21 protein-coding genes are annotated in these 24947 nt (G+C 59.5%); 8 read left to right on the plus strand and 13 right to left on the minus strand.

What is annotated here, in order from left to right:
* Nucleotides 1-12: 12 nt before the first annotated feature.
* From KI617_RS11565 to KI617_RS11580, 4 genes are all read right to left on the minus strand, one after another.
* Nucleotides 13-894 (minus strand): PEP-CTERM sorting domain-containing protein, encoded by an 882-nt coding sequence (locus KI617_RS11565; RefSeq protein ID WP_226446382.1) that lies wholly within the window; start codon nucleotides 892-894, stop codon nucleotides 13-15.
* Between the two features lie 382 nt (nucleotides 895-1276).
* Entirely contained in the window at nucleotides 1277-2605 is a 1329-nt protein-coding gene (locus KI617_RS11570) for a malonyl-CoA decarboxylase (protein WP_226446384.1), read from the minus strand.
* Nucleotides 2606-2806: 201 nt separating this feature from the next.
* Nucleotides 2807-3517: a 2'-5' RNA ligase family protein gene (locus KI617_RS11575; protein ID WP_226446386.1), complete on the minus strand. Its 711-nt coding sequence runs from the start codon at nucleotides 3515-3517 to the stop codon at nucleotides 2807-2809.
* 148 nt (nucleotides 3518-3665) lie between these two features.
* A complete protein-coding gene (locus tag KI617_RS11580; protein ID WP_226446392.1) occupies nucleotides 3666-4619 on the minus strand; it encodes an SGNH/GDSL hydrolase family protein in 954 nt (317 codons plus the stop codon).
* A 311-nt stretch (nucleotides 4620-4930) separates the two neighbouring features.
* Here KI617_RS11580 and KI617_RS11585 point away from each other — a divergent pair, with 311 nt between their 5' ends.
* Nucleotides 4931-5377: a cache domain-containing protein gene (locus KI617_RS11585; RefSeq protein WP_226446394.1), complete on the plus strand. Its 447-nt coding sequence runs from the start codon at nucleotides 4931-4933 to the stop codon at nucleotides 5375-5377.
* A 250-nt stretch (nucleotides 5378-5627) separates the two neighbouring features.
* Here KI617_RS11585 and ppsA read toward each other — a convergent pair whose 3' ends face one another.
* Entirely contained in the window at nucleotides 5628-8003 is a 2376-nt protein-coding gene (ppsA, locus tag KI617_RS11590) for a phosphoenolpyruvate synthase (RefSeq protein ID WP_226446396.1), read from the minus strand.
* 29 nt (nucleotides 8004-8032) lie between these two features.
* Nucleotides 8033-8800 (minus strand): FCD domain-containing protein, encoded by a 768-nt coding sequence (locus KI617_RS11595; protein WP_226446398.1) that lies wholly within the window; start codon nucleotides 8798-8800, stop codon nucleotides 8033-8035.
* A 175-nt stretch (nucleotides 8801-8975) separates the two neighbouring features.
* Between KI617_RS11595 and KI617_RS11600 the strand changes: the two genes are divergently transcribed.
* The 7 genes from KI617_RS11600 to ppsR all read left to right on the plus strand — a co-directional run bounded on the left by KI617_RS11600 (nucleotide 8976) and on the right by ppsR (nucleotide 19529).
* Nucleotides 8976-9764, plus strand: coding sequence for a (Fe-S)-binding protein (locus KI617_RS11600; RefSeq protein ID WP_226446399.1), 789 nt, complete (start codon nucleotides 8976-8978; stop codon nucleotides 9762-9764).
* On the plus strand, nucleotides 9761-10426 hold the full coding sequence (locus KI617_RS11605) for a LutC/YkgG family protein (RefSeq protein WP_226446402.1): 666 nt from the start codon (nucleotides 9761-9763) through the stop codon (nucleotides 10424-10426). The genes KI617_RS11600 and KI617_RS11605 overlap by 4 nt, the downstream gene beginning before the upstream one ends.
* Nucleotides 10423-11853: a LutB/LldF family L-lactate oxidation iron-sulfur protein gene (locus tag KI617_RS11610; protein WP_226446403.1), complete on the plus strand. Its 1431-nt coding sequence runs from the start codon at nucleotides 10423-10425 to the stop codon at nucleotides 11851-11853. Before KI617_RS11605 ends, KI617_RS11610 begins: the two co-directional genes overlap by 4 nt.
* A gap of 660 nt (nucleotides 11854-12513) precedes the next feature.
* Nucleotides 12514-15279 (plus strand): FAD-binding and (Fe-S)-binding domain-containing protein, encoded by a 2766-nt coding sequence (locus KI617_RS11615; RefSeq protein WP_226446405.1) that lies wholly within the window; start codon nucleotides 12514-12516, stop codon nucleotides 15277-15279.
* 74 nt (nucleotides 15280-15353) lie between these two features.
* Nucleotides 15354-15800, plus strand: a complete 447-nt coding sequence (locus tag KI617_RS11620; protein ID WP_226446406.1) for a universal stress protein — start codon at nucleotides 15354-15356, stop codon at nucleotides 15798-15800.
* A gap of 96 nt (nucleotides 15801-15896) precedes the next feature.
* On the plus strand, nucleotides 15897-18701 hold the full coding sequence (ppc, locus tag KI617_RS11625) for a phosphoenolpyruvate carboxylase (RefSeq protein ID WP_226446410.1): 2805 nt from the start codon (nucleotides 15897-15899) through the stop codon (nucleotides 18699-18701).
* Nucleotides 18702-18710: 9 nt separating this feature from the next.
* The gene (gene ppsR / locus KI617_RS11630; RefSeq protein WP_226446411.1) at nucleotides 18711-19529 is read left to right on the plus strand and encodes a posphoenolpyruvate synthetase regulatory kinase/phosphorylase PpsR; all 819 of its coding nucleotides are present in this window, start codon (nucleotides 18711-18713) and stop codon (nucleotides 19527-19529) included.
* A gap of 152 nt (nucleotides 19530-19681) precedes the next feature.
* On the opposite strand, the gene KI617_RS11635 is transcribed toward ppsR, so the two are convergent.
* From KI617_RS11635 to KI617_RS11665, 7 genes are read right to left on the minus strand one after another with little or no spacing between them, the layout of a single operon-like run.
* Nucleotides 19682-20452 carry a TrmH family RNA methyltransferase gene (locus tag KI617_RS11635; protein ID WP_226446414.1) on the minus strand — a complete coding sequence of 257 codons (771 nt, stop codon included), beginning with the start codon at nucleotides 20450-20452 and terminating at the stop codon, nucleotides 19682-19684.
* The gene (gene rnhB, locus KI617_RS11640; protein ID WP_226446416.1) at nucleotides 20449-21039 is read right to left on the minus strand and encodes a ribonuclease HII; all 591 of its coding nucleotides are present in this window, start codon (nucleotides 21037-21039) and stop codon (nucleotides 20449-20451) included. The genes KI617_RS11635 and rnhB overlap by 4 nt, the downstream gene beginning before the upstream one ends.
* Nucleotides 21027-22175: a lipid-A-disaccharide synthase gene (gene lpxB, locus KI617_RS11645; protein ID WP_226446418.1), complete on the minus strand. Its 1149-nt coding sequence runs from the start codon at nucleotides 22173-22175 to the stop codon at nucleotides 21027-21029. The genes rnhB and lpxB overlap by 13 nt, the downstream gene beginning before the upstream one ends.
* Before the next feature lies 1 nt (nucleotide 22176).
* Complete coding sequence (lpxA, locus tag KI617_RS11650) at nucleotides 22177-22947, minus strand: acyl-ACP--UDP-N-acetylglucosamine O-acyltransferase (protein WP_226446420.1); 771 nt, start codon at nucleotides 22945-22947, stop codon at nucleotides 22177-22179.
* A gap of 1 nt (nucleotide 22948) precedes the next feature.
* Nucleotides 22949-23383: a 3-hydroxyacyl-ACP dehydratase FabZ gene (gene fabZ / locus KI617_RS11655; protein WP_226446422.1), complete on the minus strand. Its 435-nt coding sequence runs from the start codon at nucleotides 23381-23383 to the stop codon at nucleotides 22949-22951.
* A gap of 4 nt (nucleotides 23384-23387) precedes the next feature.
* Nucleotides 23388-24431, minus strand: coding sequence for a UDP-3-O-(3-hydroxymyristoyl)glucosamine N-acyltransferase (lpxD, locus tag KI617_RS11660; RefSeq protein WP_226446427.1), 1044 nt, complete (start codon nucleotides 24429-24431; stop codon nucleotides 23388-23390).
* Nucleotides 24431-24901: an OmpH family outer membrane protein gene (locus KI617_RS11665; protein WP_226451873.1), complete on the minus strand. Its 471-nt coding sequence runs from the start codon at nucleotides 24899-24901 to the stop codon at nucleotides 24431-24433. Before KI617_RS11665 ends, lpxD begins: the two co-directional genes overlap by 1 nt.
* Nucleotides 24902-24947 lie beyond the last annotated feature (46 nt).

The raw sequence follows: 24947 nt of genomic DNA on the forward strand, positions 1-24947 counted from the left end.
CCGAGCAGGAGATCAGCTACGGCGGCGACGCATCATGATGCTCAAGCCAGCCAAACCAATCCCCAAAAGCACCAGCGAACCGGGTTCCGGAACATTGTTGCGCGGCAACACTGGGTCGCGCGCCCAAAACACCAAGTTAGAGATCTCTTTATTATCTAAATCGCTCGTACTCCAATTGCCGCTAAAGGAATAAGCCGTCGTGTAATCGAACGTACCAGACGGCAGTTTCTGTCCCAAAATGCTGAAGTCGAAGTCATACACTGCAAAATAATTACCTGCCTTCATAACGAAGGCGAGATGATCAAAAGCATTGGGGCCCAGAATGTCCTGAACAGCCGGGATGATGCTCGGGTCCAACTTCAGTTCCCAGGTTCCGGAGGTGCCACCCATACCACCTACCGTGATGGTGAGATACTTCGCCAGATTCAGCGTGCCAAATATGCCATAGTCACTACCGTTTTTCCCGAGATATATCCAGCCCGGATCATCGGCAACGCCGTCACGGTCCATATCCACCAAGGCACTGGTAGTTGTCAGAGGGGAATAGGCGCTATTGAAATGAACCTGACTGTCGCTTTGAACACCTGGCAGATAGTAAGGGTCGAAATAAGTGTTCTGGCCAGTTGACCCGCCATTAAGCACACTTGTATCAATCACACCAAGGTTATCGCTCCCACCCGGCTCGGAAACAACGTTATTCCCATTAGCTACCCCGTAGCAGCTCGTAGCTTGGATGCCAGCCTCAGATAAAATATTGGTGCTAGAACCGGTAACCCACATATTTTCCAAAGTCACGGTTTTGTCAAACGTGCACGGTGCAGCAAATGCGCTACCCGTCATCAAGAGCGATACTGAGGCCAGCGTCAGGGCTGACAAGGTTTGGTTGACATTCACGATTTTCTCCAAAAAAACCAAATATGATTTACTTGGCACAGATAGAGCAAATATCATTCCACAAGATCAAAACAGTCTTATATTGATGTTTTTTATATATATTTTTCTGAACCGTGCGCCAGCGCAGGCTCGATATGTAAAAAATATCGACACAAGGCCGCTTCACTATAAATGGCAGAAACAAGGCGGGAACTGGCGTTGCACCTCAGTCTAGCAACGCCAACAACGGTTAAGACATCGGTACGATGCGAAACCGGATGAAAATCCGAAACACCAAATATGATTTTTTCATAAATACTACAAACGCAATCTGCTTAATTAAAAAGCAAGCTGTGTTCGTTGCATGTGAACCATTTTTTTGGTTGGTCTTGAAGACCACGCGCTAGGCGCGCTTCGCCAGCCGGCGCACCATCGCCGACATGGCAATACTCCCCTGGCTGGCAAAGGCCTCGAGATTGGTTTCGATGTCATCCGGGCTGTACAGGTAATTCACCATCAGGCCAAATGACTGCCGGAAACCCTTGGCCGAACTGTCGCCGAGGTAATTGATGCGCTCGACCCGGGCGCCATTGCCAAGATGGAAGCGTGACACCGGGTCGAACGGCGCACCGGTTTCGCCACCGCCCTGCTTGGCGCTGGCCAGATAACGGGCGCCGAGACGGCTCAGCGGATCGCGCAGGGAACGAACCAGTTTCTTGTCGGCCGCCCAGGTACCGGTCGACAACTCCTCCAGCGACAACTCGATACCGGCATCCGCCAGGGCCTGCGGATTCTTGCGCAACCAGGCTGCCATCGCCGGCATCGGCGACAGCGTGGCGAAATTGGCCAGTTTGGGAAAATCGCGCTTCAGATCGTCGATCACGCGCTTGAGCAGGAAATTGCCGAAGGAGACGCCACGCAGACCGACCTGGGTGTTCGAGATCGAATAGAAAATTGCCGTATCGGCCTTGCGGTTGTCGAATACTGGCGCATGTTCATCCAGCAAGGCCTGCACGTTGTCGGCCAGATGGTCGGTCAGCGCCACCTCGACAAAGATCAGCGGCTCGGCCGGCATGCGCGGGTGGAAGAAGGCGTACAGGCGACGATCCGAATCGAGGCGATTCTTCAGGTCGGTCCATGAACGGATTTCGTGCACTGCCTCGTACTCGATCAGTTTCTCGAGCAAGGCGGCTGGCGAATTCCAGGTGATGCGCTGCAACTCAAGAAAACCGACGTCGAACCAGGCGCTCAGGCGAGATTCAAGCTCGCGATCGAGCACGGCCAGTTCCCGGTCATCCTCAAGGTAGCGCAGCAAGTCGGCACGCAGATCGACCAGGAACTTCACGCCCTGCGGAATCGCATTGAATTGGGTGAGGATGCGGATGCGTGAAGAGCGCATGGCGATACGCATCGCCGCTTCAGCCTTCCACTGCTCCGGCGTGCCAACCGCCTTCTGGTAGGCCGCGTGTGCCTTTGCCACCTTGGCCGGATCGGGCCCAAACTCCAGCGCGATCAGCTTGAGGAAGCGATGCCGCCCCTGATCGTTGAGACCAAGGTAAGTATCGGCCAAGCGTGCCGCCCGAGCGCGGGCCGAAACCTCGCCGCCCTGGCCTTCGGCGCATTCGCGCAACTGGGCCCGCAACTGCTCGACACCTCGTGCCGTCAGCGCGACGCGCTCCGAACCGGAGCCGATCATCGAACGCAATTTATCGACCAAGCCTTTCGCAACCATCTCTCACCTCCTGGAGCTATTGTGCCCCAAGGCAAACCCTGATGACTCGGCGAGCCGGCACATTTTCAGCCATCCGCTGGATTTGACCTGCGCGTCTGATAGCAAAGCTGCACCGCCGGAAGAGGCCGGGATGCAGCAAGCAATCGTTCCTGCCCGGCCCTCATCTCGATCGAGGCAAAATCGTACTGCTGCTGGAAAAACTCAACCCGAAAGATCAGGAAACCCCATTTTTCTTGCTGCAGCGTGCCAGCGCATTTCGCCGCTGGCAAACCAGTAGTCACCAAGGATATCCAGAGCGCCGGCCACTTCGGCGGGGCTGTAGCTCATCAGGCTGACGCGCTCGATTCGATAGCGCAGCGCTGCGCCGGAAACAAAGCCAGTCAATCGCCGTTTCACACTTTCTACCGGCCATTTATCGGCATAGAGCCCGACGGTAACGTGTGGCACATAGTTTCCAAACAATCGATGGCTGCCATCCACAGCGAGACATTTCCGCAGTGCTGCAATGGAGCCGCCCCGGTCGACGACGCTCAGAAATGGCGCCGAAGAGAAACTGGAAAGCCCGCCCAGTTCAATTTCGAAATCCGACAGACCTGCCAGGCGTAGCGCATCGCATTGCTTCTGCAAATACTCGGCACCAAAGTCATCGGGATGCCGGGGCGCCTGGGCGGGAAACCCGCATAGATCGAGTGTGATATGAGACTGGCGACGATAGTCATCGAGTAGTAAGCCGGCCATATGTTGCCCGGCCACAGCAACCCGTTCACGAACAGCCGGCATATCGGCATCAAGCGCCCAAAAAACGAAGGGCGAGCGTCCCAGGTGCCATTCCGGAAAATCGCGGCGCACGTTGCGCAGTGTGCTTGAGCCCTCGATCAGGCAGGTCTCGTTATCACCATTGCTATCCGCCATCACTGCTTCCGCCCGTTAAAGGCCGCATTATCGGGATAATTTCACGCTGACGGTACAGTCAAGTTTGCAACGAAGAAGGCCGGTTGTCCGGTCTTCTTCGTTGGCCACCGTTTAGCAGCGGGCGAAAGCCCCTGAACTGCGAACGGGTCTAGCCGTTACAACGACGTTGGCGCCATGCCAGGCCCATAAAGCCCAAGACCATCAAGGCCAGGGTCGCCGGCTCAGGAACTGCATTTCTATCAATAACGGAGAGCATTTCGTTGGCCAGCAATGCGTGCATCGGCGTACTCGGATGAATGCCGTCCCAATAGAAATACTTGGCGGGATCGGTGCATGCCGGATTTCCGAGGCAGCTAGCCTCGACGTTGCTCAGCCCATAAGCGGCCGGGTTATCGAGAATCTGCCCACTAAAGCCAAAAACATCCACCGTCAGCAGATCGATGGAAAATAGTGATTCCACCCGGGCGATCAGTGCGGCCAATCCCATGTTGTAAGCCTGAGTGCGAGCCATCATCAGGTCGGCATTCGAAGACGCCTGGGGCGTTCGCCCCAGGTCAGGGGAATTCGGGATAAGGATATTGGTAGCGCCCTGCTTGATCAGCGCACCAAGAATCAGGCCCAGATTGCTCAGGGAATCAGCCAGATTGACACTCGGGTCATTGATGTCATTCCCTCCGCCATAGACGATGAACAAGGCATTGGGATCGGCAAGCGCATGGCTATTGGCGTACATGCCGTACTGCGCTAGCAGCCCCGGTGGCGACATGCCAGCATCGATCTTGGCGCCCCCGAAAGCGTAGTTGTTGCCCCCTGTCAGCGCTGCTGTATTGCTTACGCCGAGCGAAGCCGCCAGATAGTCCGTGTAATTCCCGCCATTGGTGAAGCGGCCATCGACATAACCAGACGCCGCCGGCGGTTGAGCGCCACTGGTAGCCGCCGAAATATTCCCCACATCCGACAGACTGTCGCCAAATACATACATGTCGCTGATCGAATAACCGGTAGCGGTTCGATAAATACTCGCATTCGCCGGCGCAGCAAACGCCACAACCAGCGAAGTGGCAACTGCCATGGCGGCGAGACGGCCGAATCGGTGCTTCATAGATAACTCCCCAGATTTTTGCATGAGAGACACAGAATCCTGATCTGCGCCTCAATTTGAAAAAATCGCCTATTTTAAACCTGCTTATTCATATTAAATATCCATATATGAAGTTCAAGATTGGCGCTTTTCACCCACCCAACGCGAAACTAAGCCGGCGTTAATCAATAGGAAGAATGGACGACAGGCTGTGAAAATGCTCAAACCTGACAACCAAGGTGACACCAAACATCCAATTGGCATCGAATTTGCATAAGACCAGGCACACCATGTCCACCCGGCCATGGTGATTGATCAATAAAGGACCTACATTGAAAAAAATCATCACACTCAGCCTGATCGCCGCCGCTACCGGCTTTAGCAACCTTGCTGTCAGCGCCGCCGAGTTTGGCAGTGCAACCGAAGCCAAGGCCATGCTCGAAAAAACCATTTCCGCCGTAAAGGCTGACAAGCCGGCAGCGCTGGCCCAGATCGCCAAGGGTGAAAATGGTTTCCGGGATCGTGACCTCTACCCCTTCTGCGGCGGACCGGACGGCAACTTCACCGCTCACCCGACGCTCAACGGCAAAAGCATGAAAGGCCTTGTGAACGCCGCCGGCGAAGCGGTTGGCAGCAAACTTTACGAAGCCGCCAAGGATGGCGCCATTGCCGAGGTTTCCTACAAGTGGCCACGCCCGGGCGCCACCGAGCCGGTGCAAAAAATCAGCTACGTCACCAGGATTGGCGACCAGGTCTGCGCCGTCGGCTACTATAAATAAGCCTTAGTCTTCGTTCCTCTTCCTCCTGCACAGAGGGAACAAGCGAACGATAAATTTGAAAATTCAGTGGCTCGTTGATTTTTGACGAGCCACTGTCGTTTTTTGCCAACGGCATTTTATGAGAATCTGTTCAAACCACCTTACAACAACAGCCTTGGCTGTCTGAAAATAGCGACATGATGTTTTTATCGACATAAAAAAGCCGGGTTTCCCCGGCTTCTTCTTGTCAGCGCTCAATCAAGCGGCGCAATCAGGCCTTCTTGTGGCTCGCCAGACGCGTCCAGGTATCAACCACGGTATCCGGGTTCAGGGAGATCGACGAGATACCCTGATCCATCAACCATTCGGCCAGATCGGGGTGGTCGGATGGGCCCTGACCGCAGATGCCGATGTACTTGCCGGCCTTGTTGGCGGCAGAGATGGCCATGGCCAGCAGCATCTTGACAGCCGGGTCGCGTTCGTCGAACAGGTTGGCGACGAGGCCGGAGTCGCGGTCGAGACCGAGGGTGAGCTGGGTCAGGTCGTTGGAACCGATCGAGAAGCCGTCGAAGACCTTGAGGAAGTCATCGGCCAACAGGGCGTTGGACGGGATTTCGCACATCATGATCAGCTTCAGGTCGTTTTCGCCCTGCTTCAGGCCATGATCGGCCAGCAGATCGACCACCGCCTGGCCTTCGCCAACGGTACGGACGAACGGCACCATCAGTTGCACGTTGGTCAGGCCCATCTCTTCACGAACGCGCTTCATGGCGCGGCATTCCATTTCGAAACAGTCGCGGAAGGACTGAGCGACGTAACGCGAAGCACCGCGGAAGCCGAGCATCGGGTTTTCTTCTTCCGGCTCGTACAGCTCGCCGCCGAGCAGCTTGCGGTATTCGTTCGACTTGAAGTCGGACAGGCGGACGATGACCGGATTCGGCCAGAAGGCAGCAGCAATCGTCGAAACACCTTCAACCAGCTTCTCGACGAAGAAGTCCTTCGGCGAAGCATAGCCGCGGGCGCGACGCTTGATTTCCTCGCGCTTCGAAGCCGGCAGGCGCTCGACATCGAGGATGGCCTTCGGGTGGATGCCGATGACGTTGTTGATGATGAACTCGACGCGAGCCAGACCGACGCCGGCGTTCGGCAGCTGGGCGAATTCGAAGGCCAGTTCCGGGTTGCCAACGTTCATCATGACCTTGACCGGGACGTCCGGCATGGCGGTGATGTCGCGGGTGGTGACTTCGAAATCGAGGCTGCCGCGATAGACGTGGCCGGTGTCGCCTTCGGTACAGGAGGCCGTGACGATTTCACCTTCGGTCAGCGTTTCGGTCGCGTCGCCGCAACCGACGATGGCCGGAATGCCCAGTTCGCGGGCGATGATGGCAGCGTGACAGGTGCGGCCGCCACGGTTGGTGACGATGGCCGAAGCGCGCTTCATCACCGGTTCCCAGTTCGGGTCGGTCATGTCGGCGACGAGCACGTCACCCGGCTTGACCTGGTCCATTTCCTTCGGGTCCTTGACGATGCGGACCGGGCCGACACCGATCTTCTGGCCGATGGCGCGACCGGAGGCCAGCACCTTGGAGAAGGACTTGAGCTTGAATTTCTCAACCTTGCCGGCATGGGCCTGCGACTGCACGGTTTCCGGACGTGCCTGGAGGATGTACAGCTTGCCGTCGACACCGTCCTTGCCCCATTCGATGTCCATCGGACGACCGTAGTGCTTCTCGATGATCATCGCGTAGCGGGCCAGTTCCATGACTTCTTCGTCGTTGATCGAGAACTCGTGACGCTGGGCTTCCGGCACATCTTCGGTAATCGTGGACTTGCCGGCGACCTTTTCGGCGGCGAAGGTCATCTTGATCATCTTGGAACCGAGGTTGCGGCGCACGACGGCCTTCTTGCCGGCGGCCAGCATCGGCTTGTGCACGTAGAACTCGTCCGGATTGACAGCACCCTGCACCACCGTTTCGCCCAGACCATAGCTGGAGGTGACGAAGACGGCATCGCGGAAACCGGATTCGGTATCGAGCGTGAACATCACGCCAGCCGCGCCCTTGTCGGAACGGACCATGCGCTGGATACCGGCCGACAGGGCGACGTCGGCGTGCAGGAAGCCCTTGTGGACGCGGTAGGAAATGGCGCGGTCGTTGTACAGGGAAGCAAACACTTCCTTGATCGCGTGCATGATGTTTTCCAGGCCGACGATGTTCAGGAAGGTTTCCTGCTGGCCGGCGAAGGACGCGTCCGGCAGGTCTTCGGCGGTGGCGGAAGAGCGCACGGCGAAGGACATGTCGGCGGTGGAATCGGCCACCAGGCGCTGGTACTGCTCGGTGATGGCGATGGTCAGATCCATCGGGAACGGCGTGTCGAGCACCCACTGGCGAATCTCGGCGCCGGCCTTGACCAGGGCATTCACATCTTCGACATCCAGCGTGTCGAGGACGGCATTGATCTTGGCGTCGAGGCCGGACTGGGCCAGGAAGACGCGATAGGCGTGGGCTGTGGTGGCAAAGCCACCCGGCACGCGAACGCCGGTATCAGCCAGCTGGCTGATCATTTCACCAAGCGATGAATTCTTGCCGCCGACTTGCTCGACGTCATTCATGCGCAGTTTTTCAAAGGGGATGACAAGCGCTTCCATGGGGAGTCCTTTCGGGGTCAAATTAAAAATCAGGAAGTTGAGAAATCGGTATTCAGGCGTCGCTCGGCCGTTTCGCGACGGGCAACGGAACGCAGTGTCTGGGCCAGCGTTTCGCGCACAAAATCGATGTGCGTTTCAGCGGCGGAACGGGCCGCCTGCGGCTTGCGCTCACGCACGGCGGAATGGATGGCGGCGTGCTGGCTCATCAGCAGGCGGCTGGCCGCCGGCACCATCTTCAGCTCGCCGAGGTTGAGGCGAATGTTGTCGTGCATCAGGCGCAGCAAGGCGGCTGACAGGTGAGCAAGCAGTACGTTGTGTGCGGCATCGCCGATGGCCTGATGAAAGGCAATGTCGGCATCCGAACGCTTGGCCGTGTCGTCGCCCTCAAAAGAGGACTGCAGGGCATTAAAAGATTGATCCAGGCGCTGCAGGTCAGCATCGGTGGCACGTTCGGCGGCCCATTCGGCCGCCTGGCCTTCGAGCATGCGGCGGAATTCAAGCATGTCTTCGCGCAGGTTGGGGTAGCTGCCCATCATGTCCTGCCAGGGGTCGAAGAAAGTCGATTCCAGCGCATCGGTCACATAGGTACCGCCCCCTTGGCGGCTGGTTACCATGCCCTTGGAGGCCAGCTTCTGGATGGCCTCGCGCAGGCTCGGGCGGGAAACGCCCAACTCGATCGCCAGTTCGCGCTCGGGCGGCAGACGATCGCCGGACTTCAGCGAGCCCTCAAGGATGCGGCGCTCCAGTGTCGAAGCGACGGCATCTGAAATACGCGGAACCTGCACCTTGTTTGGCATTGGTAAGACCACTTTGATTGGTAAGACCAACACATTTTAGCCAGCCATTCAGCAAAGCGCAAGCATAGGACTTTCCCTTAGATAATTGACTAAGTCACGGTATTCACGTAAATTTTCACTTACACGATTATTGGTCTTACCATTTGACCGTTAAATAATTCACACCGGAGACGAGATGACCCAAGCGCAAACCCCGCCGCCCCGCCCCGGCGACGTTTATTTCTTCGCCACCTGCGTCGTAGACCAGTTCTTTCCCGGTGCCGGCATGGATGCCATCACCCTGCTCGAACGCCAGGGCATCCGTGTGCACTTTCCGGAAGAACAGACCTGCTGTGGCCAACCGGCCTACACCAGCGGCTTTCCCGATGAAGCGCGCAAGGTCGCGGCGCATCAGTTGACGCTATTCCCGAATGACTGGCCAGTCGTGGTGCCATCCGGCTCCTGTGCCGGCATGATGAAGCACCACTACCCCACCCTTTTTGCCGCCGATCCGGTACGCAAGGGACAGGCCGAAGCCCTCTCCGCCCGCATCTATGAGCTGACCGACTTCCTGGTCAATGCCCTGAATTTCCAGCCGGAAGACCTGGGCAGCGACTGCACCGTCGTGCTGCACACCTCCTGCTCGGCGCGTCGTGAAATGGGCGTGCATCTGACCGGGCGCAAGCTGCTTGGCAGTCTTAACAAAGTGACGGTCGCCCAGCAGGATCATGAATCTGAATGCTGCGGCTTCGGCGGCACCTTCTCGGTCAAGCAGCCGGAAATTTCCGGGGCGATGGTCGAAGACAAGGTCAAGGCCTTGAAAGCCACCGGCGCCGAACGCGTCGTCAGCGCCGACTGCGGCTGCCTGATGAACATCCTCGGCCACGCTGCCTGGAAGGACCAACAGGCCGGCCTTTCGAAACCCAGCCTGCCCGGCGAACATATCGCCAGCTTCCTGCTGCGTCGTACCGGAGGTGCCAAATGAGCGCCCGTGATCGCATTCTCGCCAAGCTGAACGCCGCCCCGGTGCTGCCGAAAGCCGCCCCGGATGTCGCCGCCTGGTATGCCGCGCATCGCAGCAGCGAAAGCACGGCCGAAAAAGCCGCCCGTTTCCGCAACTGCATCGAGTTCGCGCATGCCGAAGTCTATGCCGTCTCCCGCGCCAGCTGGCTGCAAAAGCTGTGGGAAGTGCTGTCGGCCAAACAGGTCGGCAAACTGCTCGTCGCGCCCGGCACGGCCCACGGTGCGCGGGCCATCGCCGAATTGCCAGCCGGTGAAATCGAATGCAAAGGCTACGACCACCGGATCGAAGACTGGAAAGAGGAGATGTTCCACGACATCCCGGCCAGCCTGACCGTCGCCCGCAGCGCCATTGCCGAAACCGGCACGTTGGTGCTGTGGCCTGATGCAAACGAGCCGCGCCTGATGTCGCTGGTGCCGCCGCTTCATATCGTCCTGCTTGATGCTTCGACCATCCACAACACCTTTTACGAGGCGATGACGGCCGAAGGCTGGTCTGATGGCCTGCCGACCAACGCCCTGCTCATTTCCGGGCCGTCGAAGACCGCCGATATCCAGGTAACGCTGGCCTACGGCGCCCACGGCCCGAAAGAACTGGTTGTCCTGCTGATCGGAGACGAAGCATGAGCGAACATGCAATGAATTTCATGCCCTCCGAGGGCTTCCGCGCCCGCGCCAAGGACGTGGTTGAAAATCCCTTCCTGCGCCAGAGTTTCCGTGGCGCCATGGATTTCCTGATCAACAAGCGCATCACCCAGTTCCCCAGCCCGGAAGAACTGGAAACCCTGCGCACGCTGGGCGAGCAGATTCGCCAGTACAACCTCGGCAAGCTGCCCAGCCTGCTGGTGCAACTGGAAGAAAACCTGACCCGCAACGGCATCAAGGTGCATTGGGCCGAAACGCCGGATGAAGCCAACGCCATCATCCTCGGCATCTGCCAGGCACATTCGGCCAAGCTGATGGTCAAGGGCAAGTCGATGGTCAGCGAGGAAATCGAGCTGAACCACGCCTGCGCGGCGGTCGGCATCGAGGCCATGGAGTCGGACATGGGCGAATACATCGTCCAGCTAGCCGGCGAAAAGCCCTCGCACATCATCATGCCGGCCATCCACAAGACCAAGGAAGAGATTGCCCGGCTGTTTGAAGAGAAAGTCCCGGGCGTCGATTACACCGACAACGTCGATGAACTGATCCAGATCGGCCGCAAGGTGCTGCGCGAGAAGTTTCTCGTCGCCGACATCGGTCTGTCCGGCGTCAATTTCGCCGTCGCCGAAACCGGCACCCTGTGCCTGGTCGAAAACGAGGGCAATGGCCGCCTGAGCACCACCGCGCCGCCGGTGCATATCGCCATCACCGGCATCGAGAAGATCGTCGAAAAGCTCGACCACGTGCCGCCACTGCTCTCGTTGCTCACTCGCTCCGCGACCGGCCAGAACATCTCGACCTACTTCAACATGATCTCCGGGCCGCGCAAGGCCGACGAGAAGGACGGGCCGACCGAAGTGCATCTGGTGCTGCTCGACAACGGCCGCACGCAAGCCTACGCCGATGAGCAATTGCGCAAGACGCTGCAATGCATCCGCTGCGGGGCGTGCATGAACCACTGCCCGGTTTATACGCGGATTGGCGGGCATGCTTATGGCACCACCTACCCCGGCCCGATCGGCAAGATCATCTCGCCGCATATGCTCGGGCTGGAGGCGACTTCTTCCATGGCGACCGCCTCGTCACTGTGTGGCGCTTGCGGGGAGGTTTGTCCGGTGAAGATTCCGATTCCGGATTTGTTGATGCGGCTGCGGGAAGAGGCGTTTACGGCACCGCATGCGAATCCGGCGATGCGAGGTCAAGGAGCGGGATATAGCTGGTTGATGACGTCCATATGGCGGGGATGGGCGGCGGTTTATCGGTCGCCGTCCCTGTACGGTGTTGTGAGCTGGCTGGGGAGTCGGTTTGCGTGGCTGATGCCATCGAAGCAAGGGGCCTGGACGAGCGTTCGGGTGCCGTTGAAGCCGGCGCCTAAGCGGTTGAGGGATATGTTGAAAGACCGCGGCTAAATGAGCAGCGCTCTATTGGAACCGCTGGTTTTCGCGCTTGAGGCGCGACATCACTTTCTTTTGCTTCGCCAAAAGAAAGTAAGCAAAGAAAAGGCGACCCCGAGTTACGCGGTTGGCTACGCCAACTTCCCTGCGCTACTCGAAACCGCCGGGGGCTGCGGAACTCGGGCTATGCCCTCAAACAGTCCTCGCCCTTTTTCCGCCGCTTTCTCCGTTGCTCAGCGCTCCACAAGGGGCCCTAAAGGCGTCTCGGAACCATGCACCGACCAAAAAATTAGCCGCCACAGCCAACCGGCAAAAAAATTAAAAAATATATCCCACAGGTTCAGCGTGGACGCCTCACCGGGCCCCTTGGAAGGTGCCGAGCAACGCAGGAATGCCGGGGGCCTTCGGCTGGCGTTGTTTGAGCCGCAGGCGAGTTTAGCCAGCCGCGCCCTGAGCGATGCGAAGCAGCGCGAGGAAGTACTCTTGGGGTGCCCGGCGTTTCGAGTAGCGCAGGGAACCGGGCGTAGCCCGGCACCGCCCCAGGGGTCGCCTTTTCTTTGGCTACTTTCTTTTGGCGAAGCAAAAGAAAGTACGCCCGCCAGCAAGGCGGAAACTCAAGCTTACTCAAGCCGGATAGCCAATTAAGCGCAACACAAAGAATACCGAGACAAACCCATGAGCGAACTCATCCAGCACCTGAGCCAACACCTGCCGCCAAACCAGATCATCGTCGATGACCTGCGCCGCCTGGCCTATGGCACCGATGCCAGCTTCTACCGCCTGATCCCGCAGGTCATCGCCGTCATCGAAAACGAGCGTGAAGCCCAATTGGTCCTGCAAACGGCTAGGCAAAACAACACCCCGGTCACCTTCCGTGCCGCCGGCACCAGCCTCTCAGGGCAAGCGATCACCAACGGCATCCTGGCGCTGATCGGCGAAGGCTTCGCCACCTACGAGCAGAATGCCGACGCCAGCAAGGTCAAGGTTGGCCCCGGCATCATCGGTGGCGAGGTGAATCGCCGCCTCGCGCCGCACGGCAAGAAGATCGGCCCCGACCCTGCTTCCATCGGCGCCGCCAAGATCGGCGGCATTGCGGCCAACAACGCTTCCGGCATGTGCTGCGGCACAGCCCAGAACAGCTACCGGACACTGGCCGGCCTGCGCGTCATGCTGGCCGACGGTTCGCTGCTCGACACCGAAGACCCGCTCAGCGTCGATGCCTTCACCCAGACCCACGCCGTCATGCTCGGCGAACTGGAGCGTCTGGGCAGCGACACCCGCGCCAACGCCAAGCTGGCCGAGCGTATCCGCCACAAGTTCAAGATCAAGAACACCACCGGCTACAGCCTGAATGCGCTGGTCGATTACGAGCACCCGATCGACATCCTCAGCCACCTGATGATCGGCTCGGAAGGCACCCTCGGCTTCATTTCGCGCATCACCTACAACACCGTCGTCGAAGACCCGTTCAAGGCGAGCGCGCTGGTCTTCTTCCCGGATATCCGCACCGCCTGCGAGGCAGTCATCCGCCTCAAGCCGCAACCGGTTTCCGCTGTCGAATTGCTCGACCGTCCCGCACTGCACTCCGTCGAGAACAAGCCCGGACTGCCGGCCATCATGCGCCAACTGGGCGAGGATGCCGCCGCGCTGCTGATCGAAGTACGCGCCGCTACGGCAGAGGGCATCAACGAAAAGATCGCTGCCGTTCATGCCGCCATGGCCGGCATTGCCACCGTCGAGCCGATGCAGTTCTCAACCGACCCGGCGACCTGCGAGATGTACTGGAAGGTCCGCAAGGGCACCTTCCCCTCAGTCGGTGCCATGCGCCGGACCGGCACCACCGTGCTGATCGAGGACATCGCCTTTCCTGTTGCCTCACTGGCTGATGCCACGCTCGACCTGCAGGCATTGCTCCGCCACCACGGCTACCACGAAGCCATCATTTTCGGCCACGCGCTGGAAGGCAACCTGCACTTCGTCTTTACCCAGGATTTCGGCGACCAGGCCGAAGTCGACCGCTACGCCCGCCTGATGGACGACGTTTGCGACCTGGTGGTCAAGAAATACGATGGCTCGCTGAAAGCCGAGCACGGCACCGGCCGCAACATGGCGCCTTTCGTCGAGATGGAATGGGGCAAGGAAGCGACCGACCTGATGCGCCGCATCAAGAAGCTGTTCGACCCGGACAACCTGCTCAACCCCGGCGTCATCCTCAACGACAATCCGCACGCCCACCTCGAAAACCTCAAGCCGATGCCGGCGGCCGAGGACATCGTCGACCGCTGCATCGAATGCGGCTTCTGCGAACCGCTCTGCCCCTCGCACCGCCTGACCCTCAGCCCGCGCCAGCGCATCGTCAGCGTCCGCGAACTGGCCCGCCGCGCCGTTGCCGGCGAGCCCGCCGGGCCCATCGGCGAAGACTACGCCTACATGGGCCTCGACACCTGTGCCGGCTGCGGCCTGTGTTCGACAGCCTGCCCGGTCGGCATTGACACCGGCGATCTGACCCGCCGCCTGCGTGGCCGCAAGATCGGTGAGACGGCACGCGCGGTTAATGCATGGACCGGTGAAAACTTCGGCACCCTGGCCAATGCCTCGCGCCTCGGCCTCAAGGTCGGTCACGCCGTCTCCGGCGTCCTCGGCGACAACTTCCTCGGCCGTATTTCCGGCGGCGCGTGGAAGAAAAACATGCCGCATGCCGGCAAGGCCCCCGTGGTGCGAAGCACTAACGGCGACCCGGTCGTCTATTTCCCGACTTGCGGTGGCCGTATCTTCGGGCCAGCGAAATCAGGCGACTCGCAACTCGGCGACGTCATCATCGAACTGCTGACCCGCGCCGGCTATGCACCCATCCTGCCCGAAGGCTTCGACAAACTGTGCTGCGGCCAGATGCTGGCCAGCAAGGGCATGGTCGAAGAAGCTGAAGGCATGTCGAAGACGCTGGAAGCGGCACTGATGAAGGCCTCGGAGAACGGCAAGTATCCAGTGATCATGGATGCCAGCACCTGCTCGGCCCGCATGCAGAGCCATCTCGCCGGCCGTCTCAAACTCTACGACTTCCACGAATTCGCCCACGATGCCCTGCTGCCACGCCTGATGATCACCAAACAGGCCGAACCGGTCGCCCTGCACGTCAATTGCAGCGTTCGCAAGACCGGTGCCGATGGCAAGCTGCGTGCCCTGCTCAAGGCCTGCGCCGGGCAGATCATCGAGCCAGCCGGCGTGACCTGCTGCGGCTTTGCCGGCGACCGCGGCTTTGTCGTGCCGGAATTGAACCAGCATGCCCTGCGCCACATCCACAAGGCTCTGCCGACCAACTGCGCTTGCGGCGTATCGACCAACCGCACCTGCGAAATCGGCCTGACCGCCGAAACCGGCATCAACTACCAATCCATCGCCTATTTGCTCGAAAAATGCAGTCGCCCACAGCCAACGTGTTGAGGATTTCCCTAACAGCGCAAACGCAAACGAATTGTTAAGTTACGTCCCATACGCCAAATTTATCGGAGAACTCCATGTACAAGAAAATCCTCGTCGCCATTGATGACAGCGCCACCTCCCGCAGCGCACTGGCAGAAGCCCTGCATATTGCCAAATGCAGCAATGCCAAGCTCTACATCACGCACGTTGCCGACGAAACCATGCTGAACATTCACGGCCACGCCCTGTCCAGCGTCATCAATCTTGAAGGCGCCGTGGCCAGCATTACCCTGGCCGGACAAAAGCTGCTCGATACCGCCATGCAGCAGGCAACGGGTATCGATGCCGAACCGCTGATGCTGGAAGCGCTCAATCGCCGCATTTCGGAAACCATTTCCGACAAGGCCAAGGAATTGGGCGTCGACCTGATCATCATCGGCCGTCATGGCCAGCGCGGCCTGGCCACGCTTCTTCTTGGTTCGGTCGCCGAACAACTGGCTAAAATTGCCGATGCCTCGGTGCTGCTGGTCCGCAAGCACTAAAGCAGCCTGCCACACCTCCCGCTACGGCGGGAGAGCCCTGTTGCAACAGTTACCTGATCCCCGCCTGACCGGGGATCATTCATGATGGGAATAGCAATGTCTGAACGCGCGCTCGATAGCAACAAGGACGAACCCCTCCGCAACGACATCCGCCTGCTCGGCCGTATCCTCGGCGATACCGTGCGCGAACAGGAGGGCGAGTCGGTGTTCGACATCGTCGAGCGCGTTCGCCAGACCGCCGTCCGCTTTGCCCGCGATGGCGACCCGGCGGCCCGCAATGAACTCGCCGCCCTGCTCGACCCCTTGCCGGGCGACACGACACAGGCCGTCGTCCGCGCCTTCAGCTACTTCCTGCAACTGGCCAACATCGCTGAGGACGAGCACCACATCCGCCGACGTCGTGCTCACGATCTGGCTGCTTCGCCACCACGCGAAGGCAGTCTGGTGTTCGCCCTTGATGCGCTGGCCACCGCCAAGGTCTCGCCAGAAACCATCGCCGATTTCTTCGCGCATGCCGTCGTTGCCCCGGTGCTCACCGCCCATCCGACCGAAGTCCAGCGCCAGAGCCTGATCCGCAACCACCGCGATCTCGCCCGCCTGCTCGATCAGCGCGAACGCCTGCAGATGACGCCGGAAGAGGAAGCCGACAACGACCTCGCGCTGGCCAACTCTATCCTCACCCTGTGGCAGTCACGCATGTTGCGCCCGGTTCGCCTGAAGGTGCTGGACGAGGTCAAGAATGGCGTTACCTACTTCAAGGAAACCTTCTTCACCGAACTGCCGCGCCTCTACATTCAGGCGACGGAGCAACTGCAGAAGCGCTACCCCGATACGCGTTGGGCCCTGCCGCCCTTCTTCCGCGTCGGTAGCTGGATCGGCGGCGACCGCGACGGCAACCCCTTCGTCACCGCCGACATCCTGCGCGAAGCCCTGCGCCTGCAATCCTCCGCCGCACTGAATCACTACCTCGACGAAGTGCATGAACTGGGCGGAGAACTGCCGCTCTCCGACCTGCTGGTCAAGGTCACGCCAGAACTGCTGGCCCTGGCCGAGCACTCGACCGACCACTCGCCGCAACGCTCCGACGAACCCTATCGCCGCGCCCTGTCCGGCATCTATGCCCGCCTGGCGGCAACGGCGCGTTTCCTGGACGGCATCGAGCCGGTCCGTCACGAAATCGGCAATGCCGAACCCTACGCCACCCCGGATGCCCTGCGCGCCGACCTCAAGGTACTGAACAACTCTCTCAAGCTCAACGGTAGCGCCAGGCTGGCCGGCGGCCGCCTGCGCCGACTGTTGCGCGGTGTCCAGGTCTTCGGTTTCCACCTCGCGCCAATCGACCTCCGACAGAACTCCGAAGTGCACGCCCGCAGCGTTGCCGAACTGCTGGCTGGCGCCGGCCGCTGCCCGGATTACGAGGCGCTGTCCGAAGCCGAGCGCATCAAGCTGCTGGTCGATGAAATCAGCACGCCGCGTCCGCTGTACTCGCCGTATCTGAACTATTCAGAAGAAACGCAGGGCGAACTGGCCATCTTCTTCGCCGCCCGCGAACTGCGCCAGAAATACGGCGATGCGGCACTGCCCAACTGCATCATCTCGAAGACCGACGGCGTTTCCGACCTGCTCGAACTCGCCCTGCTGCTCAAGGAATCCGGCCTGCTCCTGCCCTCACTCCCTCCCCTTCAAGGGGAGGGTCGGGGTGGGGATGGGTCTCGCCAGCCGCAACTCAACGTCAACATCATCCCGTTGTTCGAAACCATCGAAGACTTGCAGAAGAGCGCCGCCACCATGGCGGGTGTCTTCACCATTCCGGCCTACCGCGAACTGATTGCCGGCCGCGGTGACGAACATGAAGTGATGCTCGGTTACTCCGACAGCAACAAGGATGGCGGCTTCCTGACTTCGGGCTGGGAACTCTACAAGGCCGAGATCGAACTGGCCCGCATCTTCGGCCAGCACGGTGTCCGCCTGCGCCTGTTCCACGGCCGCGGCGGTTCCGTTGGCCGCGGTGGCGGCCCGACCTATCACGCCATCCTCGCCCAGCCGGCCGGCGCTGTCGCCGGCCAGATTCGCCTGACCGAACAGGGCGAAGTGATCTCGACCAAGTACGGCAACGCCGATACCGGCCGCCGCAACCTCGAAGTGCTGCTCGCGGCAACGCTCGAAGCCAGCCTGACCGACCATGAAAACCGCGTCGAGCCGGCCGAGCAGTTCCACACCGTGATGGATGAACTCTCAGCCCGCGCCTTCAATGCTTACCGTGGCCTGGTCTATGAAACCCCGGGCTTCACCACCTATTTCCGCCAGTCGACGGTCGTCTCCGAAATCGCCTCACTGAACATCGGCAGCCGCCCCGCCTCGCGCAAGGCCTCCGAGCGCATCGAAGACCTGCGCGCCATTCCCTGGGTCTTCAGTTGGGCACAATGCCGCCTGATGCTACCCGGCTGGTACGGTTTTGGTGCTGCAGTCGATGGCTACCTGCAAGCCAATCCCGATGGTCTCGTCACGCTGCGTCGCATGGTCCACGCCTGGCCCTTCTTCAAGAGCCTGCTGTCGAACATGGACATGGTGCTGGCCAAGACCGATCTCGCCATCGCCTCGCGTTATGCTGAACTGGTCGCCGATGTCGAACTGCGCGAGCACATTTTCAGCCGCATCAAGGCCGAATGGGCGCTGACCCGCCAGCACCTGCTGGCCATTCTGGAACAGGATGAATTCCTCGCCGACAACCCGATGCTCGCCCGCTCGCTGCAGCTGCGCTCACCCTACATGGACCCGCTGAATCATCTGCAGGTCGAACTGCTCAAGCGCCACCGCGCCGGCGATACCGACGAGCGCCTGGCCCGCGGCATTCACCTGACCATCAACGGCATCGCCTCCGGATTGCGTAACAGCGGGTAAAATCACCGAATGCCTACCACTATCAAACGCACCGTTTTTTTCGTGTCCGACGGCACCGGCCTGACGGTCGAAGCCCTCGGCCACAGCCTGATGACCCAGTTCGAGGACATCGAGTTCAAGCAGATCCGCATCCCCTTCCTGACCACGGTCGAGCAGGCGCAAGAAGCGGTCGCCCGAATCAACGGCCAGGGAGAAAGCGACGGGATGCGCTCCATCGTCTTCACGACGCTGGTCAATCCCGAACTTTCCAGCATCGTTCACCAAGCCGATGCCTTCTGCCTATCGTACTTCGACACCTTCCTCGCCCCACTGGAAGCAGAACTCGGTATCAAGTCGAACCACACGGTTGGCCGTTCGCACGGCTCGGCCGAGAGCTCGGAATACAAGAAGCGCATCGAGTCAATCAACTACACGCTGGCGCACGATGACGGCATCACCGACCGCGATCTGGAAGAAGCTGATGTGATCCTCGTCGCCGTCTCCCGCTGCGGCAAGACCCCGACTTCGCTCTATCTGGCCATGCAATTCGGCCTGAAAGCGGCCAACTTCCCGCTGATTCCGGAAGATTTCGACCGCGGCCGCCTGCCCGGCACGCTGGAAAAGCATCGCTCCAAGCTGTTCGGCCTGACCATCCAGCCCGAGCGTCTGCATCAAATTCGCGAAGAGCGCCGCGCTTCAAGCAATTACGCCTCGCTGGCCAACTGCCGTTTCGAGATTGCCGAAGCCGAAAAGATGATGCGCCGCGAAGGCATACGCTGGCTGGATTCATCGACCAAGTCAATCGAGGAAATCTCGACGACGATCCTGCAGGAACTGAAGCTGCGCTGATCGGGTGTCTTTTGGGTCATTCCAGCGCCCCGCAGGAAGTACCCTTGGGGTGCGCAAGCGGGAATCCAGTTCAACCATGGACTCCCGCCTTCGCGGGAGTGACGAATTTGATGGCCGGGTCAATCAGCAGCGATTGTGGCCAGTAGCGCCCTTTACCCGAGCCGCCGACGCAATGCCTCGAACAGGCAAACCGCTGCCGCCGCGCCGACATTCAGTGATTCGACCGCACCCGGCATGGGAATTTTGATCCTCAGCTTGGCCGCTTCGATCAATTCTCGGCGCACGCCCAGCCCCTCGGCGCCGAACACCCAGGCTAGTGGCCCGGTCCAACGCGCCTCGTAAAGCGAGGTCGCACCATCCAGGCAGGTCACGGCCGTCGTGCCACGATAGTCAGCCATGAAAGCCGCCAGATCTGCCTCTTCATGGATGACGAGGACAAAATGCGCGCCCTGCCCGGCCCGCAAGACCTTGGGTGACCAGGCCGAGGCACAGCCCGGCGCCAGTAACACCTGCTTCACCCCCGAGGCTGCCGCCGTCCGCAACAGGGTGCCGACATTGCCTGGATCCTGTACACCATCGAGCAAGACGGCATCATTCCCAAGGTCAATCGCCGCCGTCTGCTGCGGCATGGGCGCCACAGCCAACAGGCCGCTCGGCGTATCCACCAGGCCCAAGTCGCGCATCAGCGCATCAGCCAGCACCACCGGCTGACGCCCTTCGAGATAAGCCGCAATCTCCCCGCCAGCCAGCGCCGACTCGGCGACGATCAAGTTCTCCAGCGGCCCGAAGGCTTTCTCGTAAGCCTCGACCAGATGCACGCCATCAAGCAAGGTCTGCCCGGTCTTCCGGCGCTCACGTCCAGACTCGGCCAGCCGTTTGAGTTGCTTGAAGAATGCGTTGTCGCGCGACTGGATCAGTTTCATAGCAACGACAACTGCCTTGCCACCGGCCCGAAGCTGCGCCGATGCACCGGTGATGCACCATGCGCTTCCAGGGCCGCAAAATGCGCCGCCGTCGGGTAGCCCATGTGCCGGTCAAAACCGTATTGCGGATACTGCGCATGCAAGACCAGCATGCCGGCATCGCGCACAGTCTTGGCGAGGATGGAGGCCGCCGCAATCGAGGCGATCTTGCCATCCCCCTTGACCACTGCTTCGCAAGGAATATCGAGTTTGGGGCAGCGATTGCCATCCACCAACGCACTTTCCGCCTTCACCTGCAAGGCGGCCACGGCGCGCTGCATGGCCAGCATCGTCGCCTGCAGAATATTCAGGCGATCGATTTCCTCGACGGTCGCTTCCGCCACCGCCCAGGCCAGTGCCCGTTCCCGGATGATTTCGGCCAACGCATCGCGCTTCTTCTCGCTCAGCTTTTTGGAATCGTTCAGCCCGGCAATCGGGCGCTCTGGATCGAGAATGACCGCAGCAGCGACAACCGGCCCGGCCAGCGGGCCGCGCCCGGCCTCGTCAATGCCACAGACGAGGCCGACCGGGACAATCAGTTCAGGCATTCAATGACCGCATGAGCGGCCTTGTCAGCGGTGTTCTGGCGCAATTGCAGATGGATATCGGTAAACGCCTCTTCAACCGCCTCGGCGTTCTCCTTGTCCTCGTACAGCTTGACCAAGGCCTCGGCGAGGTTCTCCGGCGTCGCTTCATCCTGCAGAATTTCCGGCACCACAAAGCGCCCGGCCAGCACATTGGGCAAGCCGACATACGGCAGGTAGGCCATGCGCTTCATCAACCAGTAGGAGAATTTGGCGATCTTGTAGGTGATCACCATCGGCCGCTTGATCAGCGCCGCTTCCAGCGTCGCCGTACCACTCGCCACCAGCGATACATCGGCTGCGCCAAGCGCATCCTGGGCATGGCCGAACAGCAGGCGGAACGGCACATCGCCAGCCTGCTGGTTATAGATGGCCAACTCGAACTGCAGGCGTGTTTCACGCGTCGCCAAGGGCACGACAAACATCGCGTTCGGCAAATGTCGTTCGCGAATGATCTTGGCCGTTTCGACAAAAGTCTCGGCCATCATGGCCAGTTCACCTTGGCGACTGCCCGGCAGCATGGCAAAGATGGGGTAATCACGCGGCAGCGAAAGCTTTTCCCGAACCGCCTGCTTGTTGGTCTGCAAAGGAATGATGTCGGCCAGCGGATGACCGACATAGGTCACCGGCACCCGCTCCTTTTCGTAGAGCGCCGGCTCCATCGGGAACAGGGCCAGCACACGGTTAACCGCCTTGGCAATCTTCTTGACCCGGCCACCACGCCAGGCCCAGATCGACGGGCTGACGTAATGGATGGTCCGCACGCCGGCTGCCTTGAGATTGGTTTCCAGACCCAGGTTGAAATCCGGTGCGTCGACACCGATGAAAATATCCGGTTTCAGATCAAGTAGCCGATTCCTCAACTGGCGGCGGATACCGGCAATTTCACGGTAATGCTTCAGGGCATCCCAATAGCCCATGACCGACAGCTTTTCCATCGGCCACCAGCTATCGAAACCCTGAGCCTGCATCTTCGGCCCGCCGATCCCGTAAAAAACGGCATCCGGCAGGTGCGTCTTCAATGCAGCAATCAGGTGGCTGGCCAGGAGATCCCCGGAGGCCTCCCCTGCCACCATGGCAATCCGTACAGCGCTTCCCATATCAGCGAATGATGCCTCGCTTGGAGACCTCGAGAAAATCGACAAGGCGCTGGATATCCGGCTGGGTCTTGGCCTCTTCAGCCAATTTGGTCTTGGCTTCTTCAAGCAGTAGGCCAGATTTGTACAGGGTGCGATAGGCACGCTTCAGGGCAGTAATCGCATCGGCAGTAAAGCCGCGACGCTTCAGACCTTCGACATTGATACCGTAAGGCGTCGCCGTATTGCCGGCCGCCATCAGATAAGGCGGCACATCCTGCAGGATCACGGTGCTGACTGCCGTCATCACATGCGCGCCAATGCGGCAGAACTGATGCACCCCGGTAAAGCCGCCGAGAATCGCCCAGTCATCGACAATCACATGCCCAGCCAACTGGGTATTGTTGGCAAAGGTCGTCTTGTTGCCGACCTGGCAATCGTGCGCAATATGCACATAAGCCATGATCCAGTTGTCGTCACCAATCCGGGTAACGCCCGCATCCTGAACCGTACCGAGATTGAAAGTGCAGAACTCGCGGATCGTGTTGCGATCGCCAATTTCGAGACGGGTCGGCTCACCGGCGTATTTCTTGTCCTGAGGCACCTCGCCGAGCGAGCAGAACTGGAAAATCCGGTTATCACGACCGATCTTGGTATGTCCCTTGATAACAGTGTGCGGCCCGATCTGGGTGTTGTCACCAATCTCGACGTTGGCACCGATGATGGCGTAGGGGCCGATCTCGACATTGGCACCGATCTTGGCACCCGGATCGACAATAGCGGTCGAGTGAATCATTTCAGAGATCCCGTTTGGCGCACATCAACTTGGCCGAGGCAGCCAGCTGCCCATCGACGCGTGCTTCTGCCTTGTACTTCCAGACGCCACGCATCTGACGCTCGATTTCAACGTGCAGGTGCAGCTGGTCGCCTGGCATCACCGGCTTCTTGAAACGCGCCTCATCAATGCCAGCGAAGTAGAACACGGTATCCGGCGACGGTTTTTCATCCATCGACTTGAAAGAAAGAATGCCGGCAGCCTGAGCCAGTGCTTCCATGATCAACACCCCCGGCATCACCGGATGATGCGGAAAATGCCCAACGAAGAACGGCTCATTGATCGTCACGTTCTTGTAGGCATGAATGGATTTGCCCGGTTCGATTTCGAGTACGCGGTCAACCAGCAAGAACGGGTAACGATGTGGCAGATGTTCAAGAATCTCGATAATGTCCATTTGATCAACCTTCTATATCTTTTTCTTTAAGTTTTTTCTCTAGCTCGGAAACACGCTCTGCCAACTTCGAAAGACGACGAATATGCGACGCGTTACGCAGCCATTCTTCATGGGTATCCAGCGGGAATACGCTGGTATAGACGCCGGGATTCAGAATGCTCTTCATCACCGTCGTACCGCCGGAAATCGTCGTCCCTGCAGCAATATTCAAATGCCCGGAGATCAAACTACCACCGCCGACAATACAGTGTTCGCCAAAAACCGTACTACCCGCAATACCAACGCAACCAGCCAGTACCGTATTTGCGCCAATGCGGCAGTTGTGGGCGACATGGACCTGATTGTCCAACTTGCAGCCATCGCCAATCACCGTGTCTTCAAGTGCACCGCGATCGATCGCCGTGTTGGCGCCGATTTCCACATCATCGCCAATCACGACCTTGCCAATCTGTGGAATCTTTATCCAGGACAGACCTTCCGGCGCGAATCCGAAGCCATCGGAGCCGATCACCGTACCCGAATGAATAATGCAGCGGCGCCCGATGTCGCACCCAAAATAGACAGTCACATTGGCATGCAAAAGCGTACCTGCGCCGATGCTGGCACCGTCACCAATCACGCAACCGGCGTTGATCACGACGTTTTCACCCAAAACAACGTCTTTACCGACGTAAACATTGGGGCCAATTACGACGCTGCCCGGAACAGGCGAATCGACAACAGCACTCGCGTGAACGCCGCTAAGTCCGCTCTGATAAGGATTCAGTAGCGTCGCAACCCGAGCGTAGTAAGCGTAGGGATTAGCGGTAACGATACGCGGACCGGAAAATTCGCTGGCCACATCCGGGCGCAGAATCACGGCTGAAGCCCCGCAAGCACTCAATTGGCTTCGGAATTTTGGATTCGCCAGGAAGGTTATCTCCCCCTCTCCGGCAGTAGCAACAGGAGCAACCCTTGAAACCGGCGTTTGCGAATCTCCAAGCACATCGCCGCCCAATTGGGCGGCGATGTCAGCAAGCGTCAGCACAACCTTGCCTAGCGAAGCCATTACTTGGCTTCCGACAGCGCCTTGATTACACGTTCGGTCACATCCAGACGCGGGCTCACCCAAACTACATCCTGCAGGATCAAATCGAACTTCTCGGCCTCGGCAATCTGCTTGATTGCCTTGTTGGCCTTCTCGATCACTGCGGCATTTTCTTCATTCTGACGAAGGTTGAGATCTTCGCGGAACTCACGCTGACGGCGCTGGAATTCGCGGGAAAGTTCGCCAAATTCCTTTTCCTTCGTGCGACGTTCACTTTCAGCCATGGTCACCGAATTTTTTTCCAGGTTCTCCTGCAAGCCCTGTAACTGCTTGGCCATGCGCTGTAGATCCTGGTCCCGCTTGGCAAATTCGCCCTCGAGTTTCTTGGCAGCTTTCTGTGCAGCCGGCGCATCACGGAAAATACGCTGCGTATTCACATAGCCAACCTTCAATTCGGCGGCACAAGCACCGGTCACGAACAAGGCGGACATCAACGATGCGAGAACAACTGTTTTGACTTTCAACTTGACACTCCTG

It is taken from the genome of Ferribacterium limneticum, from assembly GCF_020510625.1.
Taxonomy (GTDB): Bacteria; Pseudomonadota; Gammaproteobacteria; order Burkholderiales; family Rhodocyclaceae; genus Azonexus; species Azonexus limneticus_A.